At 68.3% G+C, this 22,670-nt stretch carries 23 protein-coding genes and 1 pseudogene; 9 read left to right on the top strand and 15 right to left on the bottom strand.

Annotation, left to right across the window (positions count from 1 at the left end):
• The first annotated feature begins 146 nt into the window (after positions 1 to 146).
• Positions 147 to 965 (top strand): class I SAM-dependent methyltransferase, encoded by an 819-nt coding sequence (locus OIE67_RS21365; RefSeq protein ID WP_326642983.1) that lies wholly within the window; start codon positions 147 to 149, stop codon positions 963 to 965.
• Positions 966 to 1,178: 213 nt separating this feature from the next.
• Here OIE67_RS21365 and OIE67_RS21370 read toward each other — a convergent pair whose 3' ends face one another.
• The 4 genes from OIE67_RS21370 to OIE67_RS21385 all read right to left on the bottom strand — a co-directional run bounded on the left by OIE67_RS21370 (position 1,179) and on the right by OIE67_RS21385 (position 3,866).
• Positions 1,179 to 1,898 (bottom strand): cation transporter, encoded by a 720-nt coding sequence (locus tag OIE67_RS21370; RefSeq protein ID WP_326642985.1) that lies wholly within the window; start codon positions 1,896 to 1,898, stop codon positions 1,179 to 1,181.
• Positions 1,895 to 2,335, bottom strand: coding sequence for an ArsR/SmtB family transcription factor (locus tag OIE67_RS21375; protein ID WP_326642987.1), 441 nt, complete (start codon positions 2,333 to 2,335; stop codon positions 1,895 to 1,897). The genes OIE67_RS21370 and OIE67_RS21375 overlap by 4 nt, the downstream gene beginning before the upstream one ends.
• Before the next feature lie 59 nt (positions 2,336 to 2,394).
• The gene (locus OIE67_RS21380; protein ID WP_326642989.1) at positions 2,395 to 2,823 is read right to left on the bottom strand and encodes a hypothetical protein; all 429 of its coding nucleotides are present in this window, start codon (positions 2,821 to 2,823) and stop codon (positions 2,395 to 2,397) included.
• A 647-nt stretch (positions 2,824 to 3,470) separates the two neighbouring features.
• Positions 3,471 to 3,866, bottom strand: a complete 396-nt coding sequence (locus OIE67_RS21385) for a MarR family winged helix-turn-helix transcriptional regulator (RefSeq protein ID WP_326642991.1) — start codon at positions 3,864 to 3,866, stop codon at positions 3,471 to 3,473.
• A 62-nt stretch (positions 3,867 to 3,928) separates the two neighbouring features.
• Between OIE67_RS21385 and OIE67_RS21390 the strand changes: the two genes are divergently transcribed.
• Complete coding sequence (locus tag OIE67_RS21390) at positions 3,929 to 4,930, top strand: FAD-dependent oxidoreductase (protein WP_326642993.1); 1,002 nt, start codon at positions 3,929 to 3,931, stop codon at positions 4,928 to 4,930.
• 693 nt (positions 4,931 to 5,623) lie between these two features.
• Here OIE67_RS21390 and OIE67_RS21395 read toward each other — a convergent pair.
• Positions 5,624 to 6,847 (bottom strand): macrolide family glycosyltransferase, encoded by a 1,224-nt coding sequence (locus tag OIE67_RS21395; protein WP_326642995.1) that lies wholly within the window; start codon positions 6,845 to 6,847, stop codon positions 5,624 to 5,626.
• Between the two features lie 258 nt (positions 6,848 to 7,105).
• On the opposite strand from OIE67_RS21395, the gene OIE67_RS21400 reads away from it, so the two are divergent.
• Positions 7,106 to 7,246 carry a hypothetical protein gene (locus OIE67_RS21400; RefSeq protein WP_326642997.1) on the top strand — a complete coding sequence of 47 codons (141 nt, stop codon included), beginning with the start codon at positions 7,106 to 7,108 and terminating at the stop codon, positions 7,244 to 7,246.
• 304 nt (positions 7,247 to 7,550) lie between these two features.
• On the opposite strand, the gene OIE67_RS21405 is transcribed toward OIE67_RS21400, so the two are convergent.
• From OIE67_RS21405 to OIE67_RS21420, 4 genes are all read right to left on the bottom strand, one after another.
• Positions 7,551 to 7,934 (bottom strand): hypothetical protein, encoded by a 384-nt coding sequence (locus OIE67_RS21405; protein WP_326643000.1) that lies wholly within the window; start codon positions 7,932 to 7,934, stop codon positions 7,551 to 7,553.
• Positions 7,935 to 7,963: 29 nt separating this feature from the next.
• Positions 7,964 to 8,608, bottom strand: a complete 645-nt coding sequence (locus tag OIE67_RS21410; protein ID WP_326643002.1) for a hypothetical protein — start codon at positions 8,606 to 8,608, stop codon at positions 7,964 to 7,966.
• Entirely contained in the window at positions 8,601 to 9,188 is a 588-nt protein-coding gene (locus tag OIE67_RS21415; protein ID WP_326645419.1) for a Tn3 family transposase, read from the bottom strand. The genes OIE67_RS21410 and OIE67_RS21415 overlap by 8 nt, the downstream gene beginning before the upstream one ends.
• Positions 9,189 to 9,334: 146 nt before the next feature.
• The gene (locus OIE67_RS21420) at positions 9,335 to 9,598 is read right to left on the bottom strand and encodes a DDE-type integrase/transposase/recombinase (RefSeq protein ID WP_407674873.1); all 264 of its coding nucleotides are present in this window, start codon (positions 9,596 to 9,598) and stop codon (positions 9,335 to 9,337) included.
• 299 nt (positions 9,599 to 9,897) lie between these two features.
• On the opposite strand from OIE67_RS21420, the gene OIE67_RS21425 reads away from it, so the two are divergent.
• A complete protein-coding gene (locus OIE67_RS21425) occupies positions 9,898 to 12,678 on the top strand; it encodes a DUF7507 domain-containing protein (protein ID WP_326643004.1) in 2,781 nt (926 codons plus the stop codon).
• On the opposite strand, the gene OIE67_RS21430 is transcribed toward OIE67_RS21425, so the two are convergent.
• The 3 genes from OIE67_RS21430 to OIE67_RS21440 all read right to left on the bottom strand — a co-directional run bounded on the left by OIE67_RS21430 (position 12,675) and on the right by OIE67_RS21440 (position 14,915).
• Positions 12,675 to 12,857, bottom strand: coding sequence for a hypothetical protein (locus tag OIE67_RS21430; protein WP_326643006.1), 183 nt, complete (start codon positions 12,855 to 12,857; stop codon positions 12,675 to 12,677). The genes OIE67_RS21425 and OIE67_RS21430 overlap by 4 nt on opposite strands.
• A 689-nt stretch (positions 12,858 to 13,546) precedes the next feature.
• On the bottom strand, positions 13,547 to 13,852 hold the full coding sequence (locus tag OIE67_RS21435; RefSeq protein WP_326643007.1) for a hypothetical protein: 306 nt from the start codon (positions 13,850 to 13,852) through the stop codon (positions 13,547 to 13,549).
• A 61-nt stretch (positions 13,853 to 13,913) separates the two neighbouring features.
• Positions 13,914 to 14,915, bottom strand: coding sequence for a M12 family metallopeptidase (locus OIE67_RS21440; protein WP_326643009.1), 1,002 nt, complete (start codon positions 14,913 to 14,915; stop codon positions 13,914 to 13,916).
• A 338-nt stretch (positions 14,916 to 15,253) separates the two neighbouring features.
• Here OIE67_RS21440 and OIE67_RS21445 point away from each other — a divergent pair, with 338 nt between their 5' ends.
• Entirely contained in the window at positions 15,254 to 16,180 is a 927-nt protein-coding gene (locus OIE67_RS21445) for a ferritin-like domain-containing protein (RefSeq protein WP_326643012.1), read from the top strand.
• 526 nt (positions 16,181 to 16,706) lie between these two features.
• Here the strand turns inward: OIE67_RS21445 and OIE67_RS21450 are convergent.
• Entirely contained in the window at positions 16,707 to 17,438 is a 732-nt protein-coding gene (locus OIE67_RS21450; RefSeq protein WP_326643013.1) for a TetR/AcrR family transcriptional regulator, read from the bottom strand.
• A 127-nt stretch (positions 17,439 to 17,565) separates the two neighbouring features.
• On the opposite strand from OIE67_RS21450, the gene OIE67_RS21455 reads away from it, so the two are divergent.
• From OIE67_RS21455 to OIE67_RS21465, 3 genes are all read left to right on the top strand, one after another.
• Positions 17,566 to 18,948 carry a serine hydrolase domain-containing protein gene (locus tag OIE67_RS21455; protein WP_326643016.1) on the top strand — a complete coding sequence of 461 codons (1,383 nt, stop codon included), beginning with the start codon at positions 17,566 to 17,568 and terminating at the stop codon, positions 18,946 to 18,948.
• Between the two features lie 128 nt (positions 18,949 to 19,076).
• Positions 19,077 to 19,886, top strand: coding sequence for an MFS transporter (locus OIE67_RS21460; protein WP_326643018.1), 810 nt, complete (start codon positions 19,077 to 19,079; stop codon positions 19,884 to 19,886).
• Positions 19,835 to 20,014 carry a hypothetical protein gene (locus OIE67_RS21465; protein WP_326643020.1) on the top strand — a complete coding sequence of 60 codons (180 nt, stop codon included), beginning with the start codon at positions 19,835 to 19,837 and terminating at the stop codon, positions 20,012 to 20,014. Before OIE67_RS21460 ends, OIE67_RS21465 begins: the two co-directional genes overlap by 52 nt.
• 34 nt (positions 20,015 to 20,048) lie before the next feature.
• On the opposite strand, the gene OIE67_RS21470 is transcribed toward OIE67_RS21465, so the two are convergent.
• Together OIE67_RS21470 and OIE67_RS21475 are read right to left on the bottom strand one after the other, a co-directional pair.
• Entirely contained in the window at positions 20,049 to 21,005 is a 957-nt protein-coding gene (locus OIE67_RS21470) for an NADP-dependent oxidoreductase (RefSeq protein WP_326643022.1), read from the bottom strand.
• 119 nt (positions 21,006 to 21,124) lie between these two features.
• Positions 21,125 to 21,616 (bottom strand): annotated as a pseudogene (locus OIE67_RS21475) (ester cyclase); the annotation flags it as partial.
• A gap of 455 nt (positions 21,617 to 22,071) precedes the next feature.
• Between OIE67_RS21475 and OIE67_RS21480 the strand changes: the two are divergent.
• Positions 22,072 to 22,653 carry a TetR/AcrR family transcriptional regulator gene (locus OIE67_RS21480; protein ID WP_326643025.1) on the top strand — a complete coding sequence of 194 codons (582 nt, stop codon included), beginning with the start codon at positions 22,072 to 22,074 and terminating at the stop codon, positions 22,651 to 22,653.
• The last annotated feature ends 17 nt before the right edge of the window (positions 22,654 to 22,670 follow it).

Here is a 22,670-nt window from a genome sequence, read left to right on the forward strand (position 1 = left end):
GGGCGGCTTGTGCGGCGGAGTACAGGTGGTCCGTCGTGCACGGCGGATCTTAGGGATGTCGGCCGGAAGAGGGACCTGATTTCGCTGTCGGGCCCGGCTCTGGAGCAGCGTCGGCGTGTCCTTGACTGCCGAGGACGGTAAAGCTGTTGGCGCGGCCGTGGTGGACGCGCTTCAATCAGCGGACCACCATGGCTGAGTCGCGAAGGAGGTGGCGCTTGATGAGTGAGGTGTTCTATTCGCACGCCAGGCTGTACGACCTGATGTTCCCGGGCGGCGGGCCCGCGGTCGGCTTCTATCGGGCCGAAGCCGATCGGCAGGGCGGGCGCGTGCTGGAGCTCGGGTGCGGCACCGGGAACAAGCTGATCCCCATCGCGTCCGACGGGCATCCGTGCGCCGGCCTGGACCTCTCGCCGGACATGCTGGCCGAGGCCCGGCGCAAGGCCGATGAGCGCGGGGTGGCGGTGCAATGGACGCAAGGCGACATGCGGGCCTTCGATCTGGGCCGCACCTTCGACTTCGTGTTCATCACCGCCAATTCCCTGCTGCATCTGCACGAGGCCGAGGATCTGGTGAGCTGCTTCCGGTCGGTCCGACGGCATCTGGCGCCTGGAGCGCGGTTCGTCTTCGACGTGTTCAACCCGAGCGTGCGCCTGCTGGCCGCGGCCGATGGCGTGCGGCGTAGGCGGGAGACGTTCATGGATCCCGACCGTGGCGAGATCAACGTCGACGTCACCGATGTCTACGACGCGTCCGCGCAGGTCACCCGCGGGACGTGGCACCTGTCGACGTCCGCCGAGCCCGACTTCGTCGTCGCGCCGCTCGAGGTCAGGAGCATCTTCCCGCAGGAGTTGCCGCTGCTTTTGTCACTCGGCGGCCTGCGGCTCGTGGAGCGGTTCGGTGACTGGTCGGGGCGGCCGTTCGCGGGGGACGCGCGGCTTCAGCTCTGCGTCTGCGAGCCCGCGTGATCGATGGCGAGCCAGGGCCTCTGCGGGCCGTGCTCGTGGTGCTGCGCCGTGATGCCGGGATCCCAGGCACCCCGGAGCCCGGCATCACGAGATCGGCGATGATCAGGTGATCGTCCTGAGCGTTCGACAAGGAGTTGCGGATTCACGCTAGGAGCTCAAACAGAGTTGAGGTCAGCGTCGGTGGCGCGTCATGACGCCACACCATCACGCAGCTCAGCTTCCGGACGGTGAGCAGCAGGAACAGCCGGGGGCGCAGGTCCCGCATCCCTCGTCCCCTCCCTCGGCAGCGGCGGAGGGAGCGGTGATCGGGGTGAGGCAGCAGGTGTCACCCCGCCACGCTTCGCGGCCTTCCTTGACCGCGACGGCGGCGATGGCCAGCGCGGCGATCGGGTCGGCCCAGGACCAGCCGAAGAGGCTGTTGAGCGCCAGGCCGGCGAGGAGCACCGCCGACAGGTAGGTGCAGAGCAGGGTCTGCTTGGAGTCGGCCACCGCCGAAGCCGAGCCGAGCTCGCGGCCGGCGCTGCGCTGCGCATGCGACAGGAACGGCATGATGACCAGCGACAGCGCGGCCAGGATCAGGCCGGAAGTGGAGTGCTCGGCCTCCCCGGCGCCGAGCAGCGCGCGGACGGCGTCGAAGGTGACGTAGGCGGCCAAGGCGAAGAACGAGATCGCGATGACACGCAGCGCGGCCCGTTCCCGCTGCTCGTGGTCGGCGGCGGCGAACTGCCAGGCCACCGCTGCGGCGGAGGCCACCTCGACGATGGAGTCCAGGCCGAAGCCGATGAGCGCGGCGGACGAGGCGACCGTGCCGGCGGTGATGGCGACCGCGGCTTCGAGCACGTTGTAGGTGATGGTGGCCGCGACCAGCAGCCGGATCCGGCGCCGCAGCACGGCGCGCCGGTCCGGGACGGGTGGGTTCAGCGCGGTCGTCATGTCGCCTCCCTCGCCGCGTTCTTCGCCCCGGCGGAGGCGCCGTCGAGCTGGGCGAGGTCGTGGTCGAGTCCGGACTGTGGGGTGCGGTGGACGGGACGCAGCACCGCGGCATGGCCGGTGGCGGCGAGCAGGTGTTCGGCGGAGGCGAGGAGGTCCATCAGCTCGGGCCGGGTCAGCGAGTAGAAGGACTGGCGGCCCTGCGCGCGGTAGTCGACCAGGCCGCAGTCGCGCAGGCAGGCCAGGTGCTTGGAGATCGTGGACTGGGCCAGGCCCAGTTCGCCGGTCAGGTCCACCACGCGGGCCTCGCCGCGGGCCAGCCGGGCCACGATGCGCAGCCGGGTCTCATCGGCCAGGGAGTGGAACAGTGCCGCGGCCGGGGAGACGCCGGCGGCGATGTCGGTGCTGACGCACCGGCCGCCATCAAGATCGATCGCCATATGGCGATGATAGCCCAATACACCCATATCATCGCAAGATGGTGAGCTTGCGCTCCCGTTCACCCGCAAGGGTCTCCCTCCTGACCCACGCCCAGCACGACGAGGGCTCGCGAGAAGGCGCCGTCTCCGAGCGCTTGGCTGGCGGGCGGTGTCGGGGTGCTGCGTCCTACCAGGTTGAGAGGCAGGGTGTGCAGGCCGTACGCGAGGTTGCCGTGCTTGTAGGGTGGCTCGTCCACCAGCACCGCCACGCGCTTGGCCGGCGCGTAGTCCTTCAGCACCCCGGCTTCGCCGGCGGCCGCCTCCCCGGCGAAGTCCGCGATCTTCCCTGTGGCCACCCCCTCCAGCCACACCCCTGTGTCGCCGAGGCTGTCCATCCACTCCAGGTGTGCCATCTGTTTACGGAAATGCGACCAGGTGGCGCGCTTGGCGGACTGCTTGAGCCGGTTGAACAACGTCTTATCGCCCGACCCCACGCCCACCACGTCCATTGGATGATCATCGCGCCTGGCCGCTCAGCCACCCCAGCAGCTCCGACGGGTCAGCAGCAGGCCACAGACCAGGATAGAAGCCACTTAACGATCATGTATTGCGACTTTTGGGCTCACCTTGACTGGACCCCAAATGGTCGCCCGTCTCTCCCACGGTCTCTGACATGTGGCCATCGTGGCGGATCTCGATCGGGCCGTACAGGTTCCCTCCAGCGCAGCATGTACACGCAGATCGCGAGCCCTTGGGACCTCATGTGATGATTCGTCCCATGAGGTCCCTCCTCATTGCTCGTGATGCAGGGTTGCTCCGGAGGTCGCGCGGCCGGTGGCAAGGTAGTTCCGGACGATGCAAGGTTCACCCGGACGGGACAGCAGGCTCTGACCTTGGGCTTTGACCCCTCGTATGGCGGCAGCCATACCTGGGTTCTTCTCTTGACCTTGATTCAAAGGATGACATATGTGGTTGTCCAGTACTGGTGATCTCTTCCAGTTCCGGACCTAGGTTTCCGGTGACTGTGTCACGTTCGGATTAGGTGTGTCGGGCTCCTGAAGGATGCTCAGCGTGGCGACTGTTGAGCGCCAGGTTCGTGACAGTGGGAACGACAAGTCGGTGACAGTGGCCCGCGTCAAGTTGATGGCAGTGGCGCTTACTCGCGGTGCAGGTTGGTGAGCATGCGCCGCAGCAGCTCGGTGGCCAGTTTCTGCTCATCCGCCGAGAACCCGGCCATCAGCCGCTCTCCCGCCTGCCCGAAGACGGGAAAGACGCGGGGCAGTAGGTCCTTGCCCTCATCGGTGATCTCGACGATCTGTGCTCGACGGTCTGACGGATGCGGACTTCGCCGTATCAGTCCCTTGGCCGCCAGTCGGTCGAGCAGCCGTGTCATGCCCGCCGTGTCGGTGCCGACGAGCGCGGCCAACTGGTGCGGGGCGTTCTCCCCCAGCGCCACGCGCATGAGTACCGCGCCCTGTTGCGCGGTCAGGCCCAGGGGCGCCAGGGACGTCTCCACTCGCGCGCGGAGTTCGCGGGCCAGCTGCGGAATCAAGGACGGAACTCCCTCTCCAAGCATGCCTAGACATTAGCTGTCATGACAGTTACTGTCCAAGCATGAATATTGTGATCATAGGTGCGGGAATCGGAGGGCTTTGCCTGGCACAGGGACTCAACCGGGCCGGCATCCCTGCCACCGTCTACGAGCACGGGTACGACCAGAATCAGGGGTGGCGCCTGTCGGTCAAGCAGGACGGCAGCCAGGCGTTGCGCGAATGCCTCCCCGATGAGCTATTCAACGAGATACGCGCCGGCGCCATCGCACCCGCCGTCCGACTCGTCTTCACCGACCACTTGCTCAATCCGAAGTTCAGCAAGCCCATACCGGCGATCGAAGGGCACTTCGGCATCAGCAGGCAACGGCTGCGCGATCTGTTGACGACCGGACTCGACGTGCGGTTCGGCAAGCAGTGCGTCGGCTTGTCCGGCAACACGGTCTCCTTCGCCGACGGCAGCACCGCGACGGGAGACCTGATCGTCGGCGCCGACGGCACCCGATCCACGATCCGCGCCCAGGTGCTTCCCGAGGCTGCCTTCGAAGACCTGGGCAGCGCTCTGTACGGCGTGACGCCCTTCAGCACCCTCGACTGGGTGCCGGATGTCCTCGTCGACACCTTCAACCGGATCACCGACCCGGCCGGCACCTCCATGGCCATCGCCACCTGCCGCCCCGGCGACTACTTCACCTGGACGATCACCCCGGCTGACGGCGCCATAGAGGACTGGCATCCGGCCGTCCGTCGCATCGTCGCCGAGGCCAGCACCACCTTCCCCATCCAGTTGCACAGCGCCCTGCCAGTCCAGCTCTGGCACGACCCGCACGTCACGCTCCTCGGCGACGCGATCCACACGATGACGCCGGGCCGCGGCGACGGAGCCAACACCGCCCTACGGGATGCGCGTCTGCTCACCACGGTCTTGGCCGAGGTCGCGGCCGGACGGGTCCCGCTCGGCCCGGCCAAGAAGCTCTACGAGCAGGAGATGCTCCGCTACGGCTTCGAGGCGGTGGCCGCCTCGCGATCGATGCCGTTCACCCCGAGATCCGGCGCGTTGAGCTGAGACAGCGAATCACGCAGAGGGGCCCTCTCCCGAACGCGCCCACCCCTCCGGCCTGTACACCCTGATCACCGACGCCACACTGACCCGTCACAGCTCTGCCACAGTCCTTCCCCACTTGTCCGTCGCCCTTGCAGAGGATGACCTGATCGACGACGCGGCGAGGCAGCGCACGGAGGAGTGGCTCGCGGGCCTGCTCGCCTCACCCTTCTGGCGAACCAAGGCCACCTTTCCCTTCGGTGACGCCGACACCGACGACCGTTGGGAATTCACCGTGGAGTTCGGACGGCGGCTCGTCATCGAGGAGGACCACCTCGAAAACTCCAGCCACCCCGTCCATCTCTGGGCCGACCACCACGCCGCCCGACCCCCCATGCCCCCGGCCAAAGTCTTCCCGACCGTCGGCGCCTCAGCTCGGACGGCACCGCCAAGACCAACAAGCGCAGTATCGACAGCCACCACAAATCAGCGTGATCTTCGCCATGCGCCGCCTCGCGGCCAACGCCCTCACCTACCACAATTGGACCATGGCCCCGGTCATGGACACCTACTTGCCCAGGCCCGGCCCCTACGCCCGCCAACGCATGCGCCTCGCCACCTTGCACTCCGGAAGCCTTTGTTCAGACCGGACAGTGGTGTCGGTTGCAGTTGAAGTTGTCGGTGTTCGCCTGTTGTTGTCGGTGCTCGTGTCGGTGTTCACGTTGAGTTGTCGGATTCCGCCTTCGGTTCCGATCTTGGTGGCACGGAACGCTCAGCGATCACCTTCTCCACCTCGTCGGCCGCCGCCCGCGCCCCGCCCGCCGCGGTCAGCTCGCCCTGCATCCAGCGCAGCCGCTCACGTACGTGCGGGTCGTCTGCCACCTCCTCGACCGCCTGCCACAGTGCGGCGGCCGTGACCGCCGCGGGCGCGAGTGCCCGGCCGAGGCCGAGCTCGGCGATGCGGTCGGCGTTGGCCCGCTGCTCGGCCATCTGCGGCACCGCCACCATCGGCACGCCGAAGTGCAGGCTCTCCATCGTGCTGCCCATCCCCGCGTGGGTGACGAACGCCCGCGCGTGCCGCAGCACGGCCAGCTGCGGGACATGCCGGTGCACCTCCACGTTGGGCGGGATCTGCCCAAGCGCGGAGGGATCGGCGCCGCCGACGGCCATGACCACGTGCCATGGCCGGCCCTGGGCCGCCTGCAGCACGGTGCGGTAGAAATCGGGCCGGTTGTTGTACCCGGTACCCAGCGACACCAGCATCACCGGCAGCCCGTCGCGGGGCGGCTCCCACTCACCCTGGAAGGCGCGCCCGGTCAGGCCCGGCCCGACGAAGGCGAAGCCGTCGCCGAACGTCTCCCCTGCGTACTGGAACGCCCTGGGCAGCAGTATCAGCCGTATCGCGGCCCGGTCGCCCCGCAGAAACGCCTGCAGGTTGCCCAGCCCCTCGGCGCGCAGCAGGCGGCCAAGGCGCAGGGCCACGCGCAGAAAGCGGAAGCTCATGGGGTTGAGAGTGGTGTACTCACGGTGCATCGACCAGTGTTCGTTGCTTACCAGGTTCGGCCAGGTCTCGATCGCTGGCACCCGCCAGCGGGCCGCCAGAATCCGGCCCCACCAGCACAGCGGGCCGTCGTGGACGACCAGGTCAGGGTGCTGGCCGCGGTCGAGCTGGGGCAGTGCGGCCAGGGTCTCCTCCAGCAACAGGCCCATGGCCCGGACGAGCTCCTTGCCGTGCATCTGTGGCACGTCGTCCAGGGAGAGCGAGTCCCAGGTGGAGGTCCAGGGGACGATCTCGGCGCCGGTCTCGGCCACCCGCGCCGCGTTCGCCTCGGTGGTGGCGTAGGTGACGCGGTGCCCGCGCGTCACCAGCTCGGCGGCCAGGCCGAGCGTGGGGTTGATGTGGCCGGCCCCGATGGGGGCGAAGAAGGCGATGGTTGCCATACCACTGTTTATAAAGCAGCGGTACGAAAGTAGGTGATCATGCCGATCCACCCCAGACGTTGAGTTCCTCTCGTCGGCAGATAGACCTGAACAACTCTGCTCGAAAGCGTTCAGACCAACGTGTCGTGCCGGAGGTCAGAACCTGTCCCGGCCGCCACCTCCACCTGGAAGGGACATGTGGGTCAGAAGTTTCAATCAGATCAGTTGATGGCTTTGGGGATTGATGCGGCTGTGGGGGCTGTGGAGGGTTGCCGCGGCGTGCCGGGGCTGCCGGCCACCATCGCGGCCGCCGCCGCGATGCCGCACACCGGGTACGTCGTCACCTACACCCCCGGCGAGCGCAAAGGGCTCGGGCCGCTGCGGCCGCCACGGTGGTCACGAGGACCCACCCAGCGGTGATCAGTATCAGGGAGACGATCTTGGACCAGCCGGTAGGGTCCCAGGTGGTGTCGTGGCCCAGGCTGATCAACAGCACCAGCAGGTCCAGGCAGTAGATGAACGGGTCCCAGGCCGGATGCTCGTCAAACCCCATGCCTGCCAGATCCGGCCGCGCGCGCGTGCGGTGCGGCGGAGCTTCTCGCGCAGCACCCGGCCGGCTTCGCGCTCCAGACCGGCGGCTCGCAGGCAGGCGGCGAGCTGGTTGTAGGGGCCGGACTCGGCATGGGGGTGCCGACGGCGAGCCAGGCGAGGCGTTCCTGGACGGTCATGTCACTGACCAGCGACTGGTAGGCGAACTGATCAAGCGAGACGTGGCCGCTGCGAGTGGGCCACGACGCCCCGCGGTCGGCCAGGACCGTGACAGTGCCGTGGTCCAGCTCGACCCGGCCGGGCGGAAGTTCAGGCGGCGCGCAGTCATCCCACGAGCGCGCAGGGATGTCCCGTCCTCGTGGCCGAGCACGGTGCCGTCGAAGTGGAGATCGCCCTGGAGCATGGCCGAGCTCGCGTCCATGCGGCCGGACAGCACGCTGCCGCGCAGGTCCAGGTCGCCTGAGATGCTCGCCCCGACGGCGGTGAGCGAGCCGTGGTCGTGGAGTTCGGTGGACGTCAGGTCCACCCCACCGGCGATCCGGGCCATGGTCAGGTCCACGGGACCGGACCATTGTGCCGAGCGCATGGTCAGGCCACTTGGACGACTGTACGGGTCAGCCGCAACGCGCCCTCCGGTCCGGAGGCGGTCAAGCGGCTTTCGCTCAGTTCGACGGCACCGGAGATTTCTGCCCCCGCCAGGTCGACGGTGCCTTCGAAGACGGCGCCGGGTGAGGCGCGCAGATCGCCCGTCAGCCGGATCCCGATCCCGGTGAACGCCTTGCCCCCGGTGCTGATCAGGGCCGCGTTGTCGAAGACGATCGGGCCGCCCACGGTGGAGAACGCGAGATTGACCGTGCCTTCGCAGCGGAAGCCGTTACGAGCGTAGAAGCCGCCGTTGCCGGTGGTCATCTGGGGGGCCTGCATGAAGGCGTGGTCGCCGACGATCTGTGCCTCGTCGAGGAAGATGCCGCCGGTCACGGTCGAGTTGAGATACCAGCAGCCCTCACATCGCAGCCCGCGCGCTCCGATCGCTGCGATGGTGGCGTCTTCGGCGTCGATCGCGATCCGACCCACCGGGGTGATCTTCGCCCACCTCAGATTCAATAGTCCGCCGATCTTGGCGGTTACCCGCGCCACAGGCGCCGTTCGACCGCCGACCATTCCCGTGGGGCGGTTGGCCGATCCGTGGCGCTGCCGGCGTCCCGTCGTCTCCGGCCGGGCAGGATCATGCACCTGCTCCCAGGGTGGCGAAGGAACCGATACCCAGCCGGGCGCTCAGGTCCAGACGAACCTCACCGTGCGGGAGGACGTGCAACCAGAACAGCGGGGTCAGGCCGCGCCGGTCGACCGGGGTGAGCAGCGCGGCCCACTCGGGGTCGGCGAGGACGTCTTGAAGCATCAGGACATTCACCATGACGAGCAAGGCTTGCAAGATTCGAAGACACAGGGTCGTCATCTCCACCTTGTCGCGCCGGTTGGTGGAGATCTCGCCGCCGCGGCCGTAGCAGATCACCGAGTTCGTGCGGTTCCACGCCTCGACCACGTTCAGCCCTTCCTCGATCATTCGCTGCAGGTCGCGGTCGTATAAGTAGCGGGCGACGAACGTGGTGCGCGCCGCCCGGCCGATCTCCAGCATCGCCTGGTAGGCCGGGTGCGAGGCGGTACGGGTGAAGCGCGACAAGATGGCGTCGGTGGAGGCGGTGCGGGTACGGATCGCGGTGGCGTACTTGACGACCTGGTCGTAGTTGGCGGCGATGATGTCCCAGCGGACCGGCCAGGTCATCGCCGGCGCCAGGTTCGCATACCGGGCCAGGTCTCCATAATCGGTTTTAGCTCATCCGTGCCAAGCGGCGGACGTTCCATACCCAGAGATCCGCGCCAGACGCTTGGGCATTGCAGAAGGTCAGGCTAGGGATCTTCGAGGTTTGGCGGCCCATGGCACATCGGTTGACGGCACCCCTAGTTCGAGCCGCGGTCAGTGTGGAACACGGCGCCGGGCGCGAGCAGGCCGGTGCCGGCGGCCATCCGGATCGCGTCCTTGGCCAGTTCGGTGCGGTAGTGGTCGACCATCGCCCAGCCCGGCACCGCCCTGCTGTGGCAGTCGATCACCATGGCCAGGTAGAGGAAGCCCTCCCACGTGCGGACATAGGCGATGTCGCCGACCAGTTTGAGGCCCGGACACTCGGGCGTCGAGATCACGACCGACCAGGTCAGGGATGCCACGGTGGTCGCGCTGGACGGTGGTGGCCGACCGGATTGCCCTCACCTGGGCAAGGATGAGACCCTGCTCGCGCATCAGGGCCCGCACCAGATCGGGTGAGCAGTGCTCGCCGCGACGGGCCCTCGCCTTGCCCCGGAAGTTCAGATGAGTGACGGAGTGGAGGGACATGTTCGGCCCCTTCATTGGTGCCCGGCTGTGGAACCACCGTCGCAGGGGTGGCGGCCAGGTTGTGGCCGCCACCGGAACAGGATGAGTACGGGTTACTCATGACGGCACGAGCGCAGGCGCCGACACTCGGCCCATGCTTATCCGCCGCGTGATCGTGCCGCTCGTCTTATTCGTCGTCGCCGCCCTGCTCGGCGCCCCCGCGGGGCACGCCGACGGCGCGGTGCCTGTGCACGGTGAGTGCGAGTTCCTCGGGACCTCGCCCCTGTCGCTCGCGGAGGGCGAGCGGCCCCGTGCCCGTATCACCTTCCTCAACGACAGTCAGGAGAGCGGCTGGTTCACCGCCACGGTGGAGGCCGGGTTCCACTACTGGCACGCCAGGCCGTTCTACCGGCAGTTGTTATCCGCCGAGACGGGGCTGGTGCAGGGGGAGTTCGACCTGCCGCCGGCGTACGCGGAGGGCCTCGGTGACGCGAGCGGCCTGCGGATCGACATCACCTCGACGCTGTCGGGCGACACGACGATCGGCACCTGCTCTACCAAACTGAAGGTGCACACCGGCCGTGACACCGACCAGGACGGGCTGCTGGACGACTGGGAGATCAACGGCATCGACTACGACCAGGACGGCACGGTCGATCTCGCGCTGAACCAGCCCCCGTACAGCGCCGACCCGAACAAGAAGGACATCTTCGTCGAGCTGGACGCGATGTTCTGCCTGGCGTCGTACTGCCGGCGCTCCAGGGAGTTCGACCCGAACGCCATCAGCCAGGTGGTGACCGCCTTCGCGGCGCACGGCATCACCCTGCACGTCTATACCGGGGAGCGGGCCGGCGAGGCGGAGCGGATCACGTTCGACACCAAGAGCCCCGGTAGCTGGGACGACTTCGACGATGTCAAGTTCGGCGACCCCGCCATCGCCTGCGACGGGAACTTCGGCGACGTGCTCGACCGGATCTCACGCAACTGCGAGAACATCCTGGGCGCCAAGCGGCTGGCGTTCCGCTACGCCGTGTCGGTGCACGGGCTGACCGGCCTCGGCACCACGTCGGGCCAGGCCGAGGCGGGCGACGACACCCAGCAGCACGTCGACCTGGCCCACCTGGCCCGCGTCGCCCTGCCGGGCGGCAACGACTTCGTCATCTCGCTCGGCGCGTGGGACAACACGCGGATCACCGCCAACGGCGGCCAGACCGCGGCGGAGGCGGGCACGTTCATGCACGAGCTCGGCCACACGCTCGGGCTGCAGCACGGCGGCCTGGACAGCGTCAACTGCAAGCCGAACTACCTGAGCGTCATGAACTACTCCTACCAGTTCCCCACGGCGTCCACCGCGTCCCGCCCCCTGGACTACCAGCCCCAGGAGCGCGCCTCCATGAACGAGGACCAAGGTCTCGACGAGGTGGGCGACGCCCTGCCGGGAGCGGGTAGCGCGACGGTCGTGTACGGGACGGTGGTGGCCGGGAAACCCGGAGTCGCGCTGACCACGCCGGCCAACAAGCCGGTCGACTGGAATGGCGACGGCACCAGCGCGACAAGCCAGTCCGGGGACGTCAACCACATCATCATGGGCCCCGACACCAGGTCCTGCCCCGTCTCCCCCAAGCAGACCCTCACCTCCTGGAACGACTGGGACCACCTGAACCTCAACTTCCGCGAGAGCCCCTGGTTCGAGGACGGCGCGCACAAGGGCGTGCTCGGCCTGGGCAGCGCCGAGATCACCGCCGAGGCCGCTGCGAGTCTCAACCCGCCGATCGACCTCACCGCCGCCAAGACCGTGGACAGGCAGGACGCCTCCCCCGGCGACCGGCTCACCTACACCGTGGCCGTGGACAACAAGGGACCCGCCACCGCCACGGCGGTGAAGATCGACGACACGATGCCCGGCGGCGACGTCGTCCACCGCACGACGTCCGACGTGCCGGCGGGCGGCTCCGCGCGGGAGACGTTCACCTACGACATCCCCTGTGCGACCACGGACGGGACGGTCCTGACGAACAAGGCGGCCGTGTCGGGGACCAACGAGCGCGGATACGCCGAGACCGGCACCCTGTCCGACAACACCGCCGGGGTGTCCACCACGGTGCACCGGCCGGTGATCGGCGTGGCGGCCACCGCGCCCGCCACCGTCAACGCCGGCGAGGCCGCCGCCTACACCCTGACCTACCGCAACACCGGCGGGGCCGCGGCCTCCGGCGCCACGCTCACCGCCACGCTGCCCGCCGGCCTCTCCTACAGCGCCGCGCTCGACCAGGGCGCCGGGCCCCGCCCCGGCTCCGTGAGCAGGAACACCGACGGCACCACCACGCTGCGCTGGGCCATCGGCACGCTGCCCGCCGGCACGGGGACCGGCACGATCGCCTTCACCGCGCGGCCGAGCCTGCTGCTCCTGGACGCGGCGACGGTCACCGTGCCGGTCTCGCTGAGCGCCGACGGCTCCGGCCCGTGCCCCACCAGCCCAGCCGCCGCGACGGCGGAAACGCGGATCACGACCGTCTCCCCCAGCCGCGACCCCGGGCTGGTCACGTTCTGGGCGCTGCGGGCCGACCTGCGCACCGCCGAGGCGCTCGCCCGCGTCCAGGCCACCGACGACCGCTTCGACGGCGCCGACGGCTCGGCCGCGAACGGCGCGCTCTCCCTGCGGGAGTCCACCGCCGTCCTCACCCTGCCGCTGACGCAGCCGCGCACACTGCGGGCCGAACTGCTGGCCACCACGCTCAACCTGGCAGGCCGCCGGATCAACGCCGGCACCGCCGTGGACGGCCTCACCGCGCGGGCCCTGGGGGTGCGGACGGTGGGCGAGGCCGTCCGCCACGCCCAGGCCACCCTCGCGCAGCCGCCCACGCTGGACAACCTCGTCCGCTACACGAAGGCGACCCAGGTGCTCGCCGAGATCAACTCGGGTCTGGCGATCTAGCCATGTGCTTCCTCGGTGGCCGCCCCCGTCGCCGCCCCCGTGGCGGCTGCGGTGGCGGCGGGGCGGAGCTGGGCCGCGCGGATCCGGGACACGTCCAGCTTGCTCGTACGGTCGAAGCCGTAGATCCCGTTCTGCTCCTGGAAGACGTCGGTGAGCTGCGTGTAGCGGCAGCCGAACATCAGGGGATCGTTCAGCAGGACCCCGGCCAGCCCGGCGAACCGCTCTGCATGACCCGCCCGAGTCCGACGACGTTGAGCACGGTCTCGACCTGGCTGACGCGGCGCACTCGGCTTACATGACCTACATGGCTGACAACCCCTGGATATCGTCAGGCATGTGCGGTTTACCAAGCCCGGTGTCACGTCCCCCGCACCGGGGCCATCCCCTCGGAGAGGGTCTCCTCACCTGCGCGTTCGCACCCAGTCAAGATCGCCGGAGACGTAAGGGTGCCTCTGGTGTACCTACCCGCGACGTGAGACCAGACCACGCCGGCCCACAGCAGCCCCCGGTGCTGGATGCGCTGCAGCGGCCGCCCACCATGACCGACCCTCGACCCTTGCGGGCCTCGATTCATGTCACGGTGGAGGCGTGAAGCCTGTCTCGGTGGTGGTGGCTGCGGTCGGCGTGGCGTTGGTGGCGGGGGTCGTCCGGGCTGGCCGCGCCGGCCGTCACGGGCTGGGTCGCAGGCAGCCTCTCCTACCCGGCCGCCTTCGCCGTCATCACCGCCGTCGTCCTCCTGCTGCCCCCGCTCGCCCCCGCCGTCCGCCCACTCTCCCGTCCCCGGCCGCGCCCGCCCCAGGGCGAGGGGCCGAGGACCCTGGTGACCACCCAGGGCTGCCGCTGACCCGCACCCATCGAGCGAGGGACCTCACTCGACCACGAACGTCATCGCCGTCCACCGGATCGCCGGCCAGGGGTGGCCGAGGGCGAACTCGACCTCCGCCCGGCCGGGGCGGCGCGCCAGGAGGGCCACCATGCTGGGCGGGCCCTCCGGCACGTGGACCTGTCCGTCGATTCCGAGCACCCCGATCAGGAAGGGTCCGAGCAGGTCGAGCGAGTCCGTGCCGGAGCGGATCCGGCCACCCGTCGCCCAGACCATCAGCAGGTCCCCGGCCCGCAGGGTCAGCGACTCCGGGGCCTCCTCCGCGGGCCTAAGCTCGATCACGCGTGCCACGGCGGCGCTCCTCCCTTTCGGAGCGCCGCCGTGGCACGTGCACCCCCCGGATCGTTGCGGCTCACACTCCGACCGGCGCGGAGCCTACTGTCTGGAGCAGCCCCGCCTGCACGTCCGGAGCCAGGACATCGTCCCTCTCATCCCAGTCGGCGGCCGTGCCGGGCGGCATCTGCAGAGCCAGCTTCGGGTAGATGGATCCGGCGAACAGGTAGTCGGTGGTGTTGATGTCCAGCCCGCCCGGGATGGGCTGACCGTCCTTGGTGATCGACCCAGGAAGCTGGTAGCACATGATCGAGGTCTGGTCGACGGGCGTGCCGAACAAGGACGCCTCGTCCAGCGGTGTGAGCACCTGCTGGTCGACCGTCAGCGGGTCCCAGCCGTAGTTCTCCCAGAACCAGACGTAGGCCTTGTCGCGGTCGATCCGGGCCACCAGACCCGCTCGCATGTGCTCGTGCGGGAAGCCCAGGGTGTGCCCGGCCTCGTGCCTGACCACGCGCCGGAATTCGGCCTCGCTGGTCTGCATCGTGAATCCCTCGAGATTCATCGTCTGCTGCCCCTGCGGGATCAGCAGGACGTCCGTCCCGAGATACGAGTAGTAGCCGCCGGGACCACGGGAGATCCGCACGACACCGACGCCGTTCGTCCGCACGAACGACACGCACGAAGTCTGCGCCCAGGCGTTCAGGTGCGCGATGATGCGGTCTTTCAGGTCGAGCGGCGTGTTCTCCATGAAGCTGACCGGCAGCTGCCGTGCGGAGGGTCCCCAGTATTTCTGCCGGACCACCGAGATGCGCTGGGGCGAGGGCACCGTTTTTCCGGTGCTCGCCATGCCGTCCATTCCCAGCAGGTGGTGGGCGTTGAGCGGGTTGACCTGGATCGCGGTTTCCGCGGCCTTTACCAGAAGTCGCGCAGGAAGCCTTTTGAGTATGCAGGAACCGGGCGCCACGCCGTTATGCGACACGACGATCCCCTCGGTCATCTCCGGAGATTCGTCGGCTTCCACCGACCTCGCCATTTCGGCTATCGATCTCAGCGTCTCCAGATATCCGCGGTCCTCGGCCATCTTCGCCCCTGTGTGTTCGTCAGCAGATGTTGCATCGGTTGCGAACTACCCGACCTCGTCATGGACAACCAGGAGGGTGTTCAAGGTCTTGCGTGGTCATCGGTCAGGAATCACCAATGTGCGGCTCGCATCAGGCGGGGACATCTGTGACGCCGACGACGCGCCCTGTATTCCCAAGTATCGACAAAACAATGATGACGTGAGAGCACCGACAGACGGGGAAAACCCATTGACGTTGTGAGAAGCGGGGCGGGCGCCGACACCGGCGAAATCTCGCGGCCCCGGTGAGCCTGGAAGTGCGGTGTGCGATGAAGCCGGCGACTACGTGGACTCCTCCCATGAAGACGCTCAGGGAGTATGTAGAGGCGCGAATACTCTCGCCGGACGATCTCAAAGGCGCGTTGCAACTCGCGATGCGGCTGGAGTTCGCCACGATCCCGCCGTACCTGTGCGCCGAGTGGTCGGTCAAGAACGATCCGCACCGCACCAGGGCCGTCGTGCACCGGGTGGTGATCCAGGAGATGAACCACTTCGCGCTGGCGGGGAACCTGCTGGCGGCGGTCGGTGGCACGCCGTCGGTGGCCCACGCGGACTTCCTGCCCGCCTACCCGACAAATGAGTTGCCCGGCGGCATCCCTCAAGAGCTCCCCGTCGACCTCAAGCCGCTGGTCAAGGACCAGATCGCGGTGTTCATGCAGATCGAGTACCCGGACTTCCCCCCTGTCGCCCGCGTGGAAGAGGCGCCCGCGACCATCGGCGCCTTCTACGACACGATCATCGAAACGTTCCGGCAGACAGAGCCGGAGATCGATCCGGCCGCGCTCGCCGTGGAGGTCCCTTTCGCGCAGCCGATCAGGACCGTCGCCGACGCGATCGCGACGATCGATCGGATCAAGCGCGAAGGCGAAGGCGTTCCCGACTCGCCGAGCTCACCCACCGGCGAGGGGACGAGCCACGCGCACTACTACCTGTTCAAGGAACTGTTCGTGCAGAAGCGGCTGATCAAGGTCGGCGATGAGTGGAGCTTCAGCGGGGCGCCCATCACCCTGCCTGAGGTGCACCACTTCGAACCCTCGACGGCGGAGCCGGAGCTGTCGCTGGAGTTCCGGCGCACTCTGACCAGCCTGATGACCAGCCTGGAGTCGTGCTGGACGACGCCGGGCACCGAGCCGGACGTGTCGGCGATGTTCGATCTGAGATCTGCCGGCCAGGCTCTCATCGAACGGGGCATCCGTCCGGAGTTCACCTGGCTTCAATCCGAATAGACAGAGGAAATACGATGGCACCGAGTCTTCTGGAGCCGCGCCGCCGACCGATCTGGGCGGTGAATCGGCTGTCGCGGACTCCGATTACGACGAGACCCGTGATGACGTAGAAGTACAAGAGGCGGAACTTGTTCCCGTCGAGAGGCCAGTCACGGCGTTCGATCCAGAACAACACCGCGCACCTTCCGGCCCGATCAAACTCGTCGCGCCGACCGAACCCGAAGCGAACCCCGAGCCAGGGGGCGGTCAGCGATGACGCTCTGGCTCGCCAGTCGAACGCTCTCACGTGTCGCGGCGGCGATCACCTTCGCGGACCGTTCCCTGTGCGGCGGAGAAGGAACGTCGTGACCGCAGACGACCTGACCGTCGATTCCACGCAAGCCGGCTGATCAGTACTCCGGCGGCACTTCGCGATCACGGCCGGATCCGCGCCGGTGCTCCGGCAGCCGATGAAGCAGCCCCGGGCGCCGAACTCGCCGGCTGAAATGCGGGCACGTCCTCGCCCGGTTTCCGCATGGCGGCGGTCTCAGTCGGCGAGGCGGGCGACCAGACCGTGGAGGACGCAGTCGAGCCCGGTGTCGAAGTCGTCGTCGCGGGTGCCGCCCGGGTTCTGGCGGCGCTGGGCGGCGTAGAGCTTCCGCAGCCGCGGGTAGGCCTGGACGGCTTGTTCGGCGGCCGGCCACAGGCGGCCGGCCCACTTCTGCTCGGTTTGGCCGCTGCGGGCGAGCGTGGTCAGCCACGCGGCCTCGCTGGTCGAGATCCCGATGACGTAGGCCACGACGGTGTTCATGGCCTGGTCTGCCGCTTCGAGTGAGAAGCCCGCCTCTTCGAACACGGCGAGCATGGCCTCGGTCAGTCGCAGCATGTTCGGTCCCAGGTAGGCCAGGCCCGCCTCGCCGAGCATGGAGACGATCCAGGGGTGGCGCAGGAGTGTTGAGCGCATGCTGTGGGCGCAGCCGGTGATGGCCGCTCGCCAGCCTGCCGCGTCGCCGGTGCCCGGCGCCTGGACCTCGCCGTAGACCTCGTCCACGACGAGTTCGATCAGCTCGTCCTTGTTGGCCACATGGGTGTACATCGAGGTGGCCCCGGCGTTCAGGAGGGCACCGAGTTTGCGCATGCTCAGGGCGTCGATGCCCTCGGTGTCCAGCAGCTGAAGCGCCGCGGCCACGATCTGCTCCCGGCTCAGCGCCGGCTGCTCCCGCCGCTGCCGCTGCGCACGGGTCCACACCGATGGGAACGGCTGCTCGTCGGCTGGCATGCGCTCTCCTCGTGTCTCACGGCCGCCTCTCCGCACGATGTACGGCTTTGCAAATAGCGTACGGTGACCGTACAGTGTGCGGCGCGCCGAACACTGTACGGCGCGAGGATTCGGAGGGAATCTCTTCATGTCTTCACCACGATTCGATGTGGACCGCTGGCAGGCCAGGCTCGATGAGCTGCGCGCCGCCCATCACGTGCCGGGAGCTTCCCTGGCCGTGCTGAGCGGTGGAAACATTCACGAACTGGCCAGCGGCGTGCTCCACCGGGGCACAGGGGTGGAGGTGACGACCGACTCGGTGTTCCTGGCCGGCTCGCTGGCCAAGGCCTACACCGCCACGCTGGTGATGCGGCTGGTCGACTCCGGTGCCCTGGACCTGGACGCGCCGGTGGTCAGCGTGCTGCCGGAGTTCGCCACTCCCGACCCGCAGGCCACCGAGACGATCACGATCCGGCAGCTGCTGTCGCACACCGGCGGGGTGACCAACGACTTCAACTTCGACGGTGGGCGTGGTGACGACTGCCTGGCCAAGTACGTCCAGGCGGCCAGGGAGGTGGCGCTGGACTGCCCGCCCGGAACGGCGATCTCCTACGGCAGCCTCGGCTACGTCGTGCTGGGCCGCGTCATCGAGGTGCTGACCGGCAGGACCTGGGATCAGGCGCTCAAAGACCTGCTCTTCACCCCGCTCGGGCTGGAGCACTCGGTGACGCTGCCGGAGGAGGCGCTGCGCTTCCGGGTGGCGATGGGCCATCTGGGCGAACCCGGCCAGGACCCCGATCCGGCGCCGGTCTGGGACCTGATGCCGCGCTCGGCCGGCCCGTACGGCAGGGTCATCGTCTCGGCCGGCGATGTCGCCCGGTTCGCCAAGATGCACCTGGACGGCGGCCTCGCCGCCGACGGCACCCGCGTCCTGTCCGCCGACGCCGTCGCCGCGATGCAGCGCCGCGAGGTCGACAGCCCGGACAGGTGGTCGATGTCGGCCGACGGCTGGGGCCTGGGGTGGACCCTGCACGACTGGAATGGCATTCCCGGCTACGGCCACGACGGCAGCGCCGTCACCCAGCACTCCTACCTGCGCGTCATCCCGCACGCGGGCGTGGCCGTCGTCTTGCTGGCCAACGGCGGCGACTTCAGCCGACTGTACGCCGACCTGCTCGCCGAACTAATGGCCGAGCTGGCCGGGGTGCGCATGCCGCCCCCCTTCGCCCCGGCGGCGACCCCGCCCCCGGTGGACATGACGAAGCTGGTGGGCGCCTACAAGCGCGAGGGCGTCCTCACCACCATCACCCAACAGGACGACGGAGCCGCACGCATCCGGTATGAGTTCGTGGACGGCATGAAGGACTTCTCCCCACCGCTGGAGGCGGACCTGACGCCGGTGTCGCAGACGGTGTTCGCCGCCTCCGGCGGGCCTTTCGGCGACGACTACATCCCCGTGGTGTTCTCCACTCTGACCAACGGCACTCCCTGCGTGTACGTCAGCATGCGCTGCACGCCCAAGACCGCCTGACCTCGACCGCCCCAGCATCGCCCCGGCTCCTTCCAGTCCGCTCACATCGGAGAGCCGGGGTGCTGCGGGCACCGGTTGCCGGGGCGTGCTGCTCGGGTCGCCCCGAAACTCCTTGAACGGAGCTCCTCATGCCGCACCCGCGCCGCTGGTGGATCCTCGGTGTCCTGTGCGCGGTCCTGCTCGTGATCAGTGTCGACAACATGATCCGCAACCTTGCCGTCCCCTCCCTGATGCGGGATCTGGGATCCACCCCGGCCGATGTCCAGTGGATCCTCGACGCCTACATCCTCGTCTTCGCCGGGTTCCTGATCACCGCGGGCAGCCTGTCGGACCGTTCCGGCCGCCGCCGCTTCCTCATCATGGGCCTGACCATCCTGGGCACGGCGTCGGTCTTGGCGGCACTCGCCGAACAACCCTGGCACCTGGTCGCCTGCCGCGCGCTCATGGGCTTGGGAGCCGCGTTCGCGATGCCCAGCACCAAGTCGATCCTCATCGCCGTCTTCGACGAGAGCGAGCGGCGCAGGGCGATGGCCGCCTGGTCGGTGGTCGGCATGGTCGGCCTCGTGGCGGGCCCCGTCCTGGGCGGGCTGCTGCTGCAGCACTTTCGCTGGTCGGCGGTGTTCCTCATCAACGTGCCGCTCGCGGTGATCGGGATCTTGGCGGCCTACGCGATCGTGTCGGAGTCACGGGGGCCCGCGCGGCCTTCCGACCCGCTAGGTGTGGCATTGTCCATCACCGCGATGGCCACGCTGGTCTGGGCGACCATCTCGCTGCCGCACGCCGGATGGTCGGCGTCGGTGGCCGCGGCGCTCGCTGTCGCGGTGCTCGCGCTGGTCGCGTTCGCGGTGTGGGAGTCGCGTTCCCGGCACCGATGCTGCCCTTGGCGATGTTCGGCAACCGCGACTTCAGCGGGGCCAGCCTCTCGGCGGCGCTGCTGATGTTCGCCACCGGCGCGGTGCAGCTGACGCTGGTCGTGTCCGGCATGCTGGTGATCGCCGCCGGGTTCTGGATCCTCCGCCTGGTCCTGAAGGAACGTGGCGGGAACCGGAGGCTGAGAAAAAAATGAGATTTCGGCACGCGCAATGGTGCCGTCCCCGCGATCAGCTCAGGGCGATCACCGTGAGGACGTTCTTGCCGGTGGCGCCCCCGCCGTCGATGTACCGGTGCGCCTCGGCGGCCTGTGCCAGTGGCAGTTCCCGGGACACGCAGACCTTCAGCCTTCCGGAGCCGGCCAGCTCGGCCAGGTGCTCCAAGCCGCGGTAGTCGGGCTCGACGATGACGGGCGCCACCCGCAGGCCGCGCTCCGCCGCCTCCTGCGAGACGTCCAGCCCGCGCGGCAGCGGGATGAGCAGTCCCCCTTCAGCCAGCACCTCCAGCGAACGGCGGCGGGTCTCGCCACCGACCAGGTCGAGCACCACGTCCACGGGCTCGACAACATCCTCGAACGCGACAGCCGTGTAGTCGATCACCTCATCGGCTCCCAGTGAGCGCAGGAAGTCGTGCTTGGCGGAGCCGGCGGTGCCGATCACGTACGCGCCCCGCGCCTTGGCGATCTGCACCGCCAGATGGCCAACGCCGCCCGCCGCCGCGTGGATCAGCACGCGCGTACCGGGCCCCACCTGGGCGGTGTCGACCAGGGACTGCCAGGCGGTCAGCCCCGCCAGCGGCAGCGCCGCCGCCTCCACGTGCGACAGGCTCGCGGGTTTGCGGGCGACCTGGCGCGAGCGCACCGCGACGAACTCGGCGTACGTGCCGGCCCGGCGCGGGAAGTTCGGCATGCCGTACACCTCCTCGCCCGGCTGGAAGCGGGTCACGCCGTAGCCGATCTCCTCCACCACACCCGACAGATCCCAGCCGGGGATGAACGGCGGCTCACCCACTTGGGGGGCGAAGCCGCCGCCGGCGCGGGTCTTGGCGTCGATCGGGTTGACCCCGGCGGCATGTACCCGTACCAGCACCTCGGTGACAATCGGCTCGGGCCGGGAAACCTCAGCGAGCTGCAGCACCTCCGGCCCACCGTAGGCGCGCTGGACGATCGCCCGCATGGTCGCTGTCATGACGTACTCCTCCTTTGAGCCCTGCGGCCGAGCCGAGCCAGGTGTGAGCGGCGACCTCGCACCGGCCCGCACCTATGGTCAGGGGGACGTGTCTGGGCTCGGTGGCTACGCCGGGTACGTCACCGCGCGCCTCGGGTCTCGTCGCGATGCCCGAGGACGCATCTGCCGCCGAGCCGGCCAGCCCTATGCCGAACTCCGCGCCTTGGGATATCGCGCCATCCGCCGCTACGTCGAGCCTTTACGCGCCGGTCACGCCGTACTCCCGGCAAGCGCGCTTCTGGAATCGAGATGCGACAACCTCTGGCGCCTTGATCTTCCGCTTCAACGCGCTGCGTACGTGCCGCATGGAGCTCCACCGGACAGAAGCCGAGCTGGCTGTACAGCTCTGGCTGATCGTAGTATTCGCGGTGCGTGATGATTTTTCCGTTCTCGACATGGGCAGCGCATATTGCGCGCAGAGTGATGCGGCGGCCCGTTCCTTCCATCCGCCGCCCATCTGGCAGAAGCAAAGGTCCCGTATGGGTGCCGGTATATGTCCATTCCGTGACGGCCGGGTTATCGCAGTCAGCGAGCTCAAACCATGGCGTCAAACGAAAGTCTGGGAATGTCTTGAAGTCTTGTTCCTAGAGCCAGGCGATCTGCTCATGCCCTTCCCCTGTGTCCGATGGTGTGACGTAGACGGCGTCCGCGCTGTGGCAGTCGAGCAGTCTCTCGAGGTCGTGAGCGTTGACCGCATCGGTCAGTCGGTGTTTGAGGTCCCAGGAAGTAGACATGGTGTCACCTAGTGGGTTGAGTCACATATTGATCTTCAATGCATGCTATCCGGCGATGAGTCAGTCGCTGGCCATGATTGTGTCTAGAGTGGAGCATGAAACACATCTTGGTTTCTCGACGCGACGGCATCCGGCCACGCGATTCGCAGACCTGACCCGCCTCCAGGCACCCGGTGGCCCATCCTCCTCACGTGGCTCCGACCTGAAGACGCGCGGCAAGTGGGCGACCGGTGTCGTCGGGTGCAACCGAATCCAAACTTGACCGGACGTTCCAGATAAAGTACGGTGCCCACATGGCGCGAGTCAGGGAGTTCGACACCGAGGCTGCGGTGGAAGCGGCGATGTCCGCCTTCCGTCGCACGGGGTACGAGGGAACCTCGGTGCAGGACCTGGTCGATGCCACGGGGGTTGGGCGGGGGTCGCTGTATGCGGCGTTCGAAAGCAAGGAAGGCTTGTACCTGGCGGCGATGGACCGCTACCGGGAGCAGTACGCGCTCCCGCTGATCGAGATCACGCGTAGCGGAACCCCGGCACGGGAGTTGATTCGCGAGATCCTGGTCAGCTTGGTGGACGAGATCGTGCGCGATGGCAGCCGCCAGGCGTGTTTGATCGTCAGCGCCGCGATAGAGCGACTGCCCCACGATCCCGAGGTGGCCGTACGCGTGCGCTCGACGACCTCTTCGCTGGAGGACGCACTGGCCGAGATGATCGGCGAGGCCCAGATGGACGGCCAATTGGCCGGCACGCGCGACGCGAGAGACCTGGCACGGTTCCTCATGATGACCATTCACGGTCTGCGCGTCACGGGTGCCATCAATCCCGACCGCCGGTCCCTGATGGCCGTTGCGGAGGTGGCTCTGGGCTGCCTTGACTGAAGTTTCATGCCCTAATT

Origin of the sequence: Nonomuraea fuscirosea (assembly GCF_035917475.1) — a bacterium.
In the GTDB taxonomy this organism is placed as follows: domain Bacteria; phylum Actinomycetota; class Actinomycetes; order Streptosporangiales; family Streptosporangiaceae; genus Nonomuraea; species Nonomuraea fuscirosea.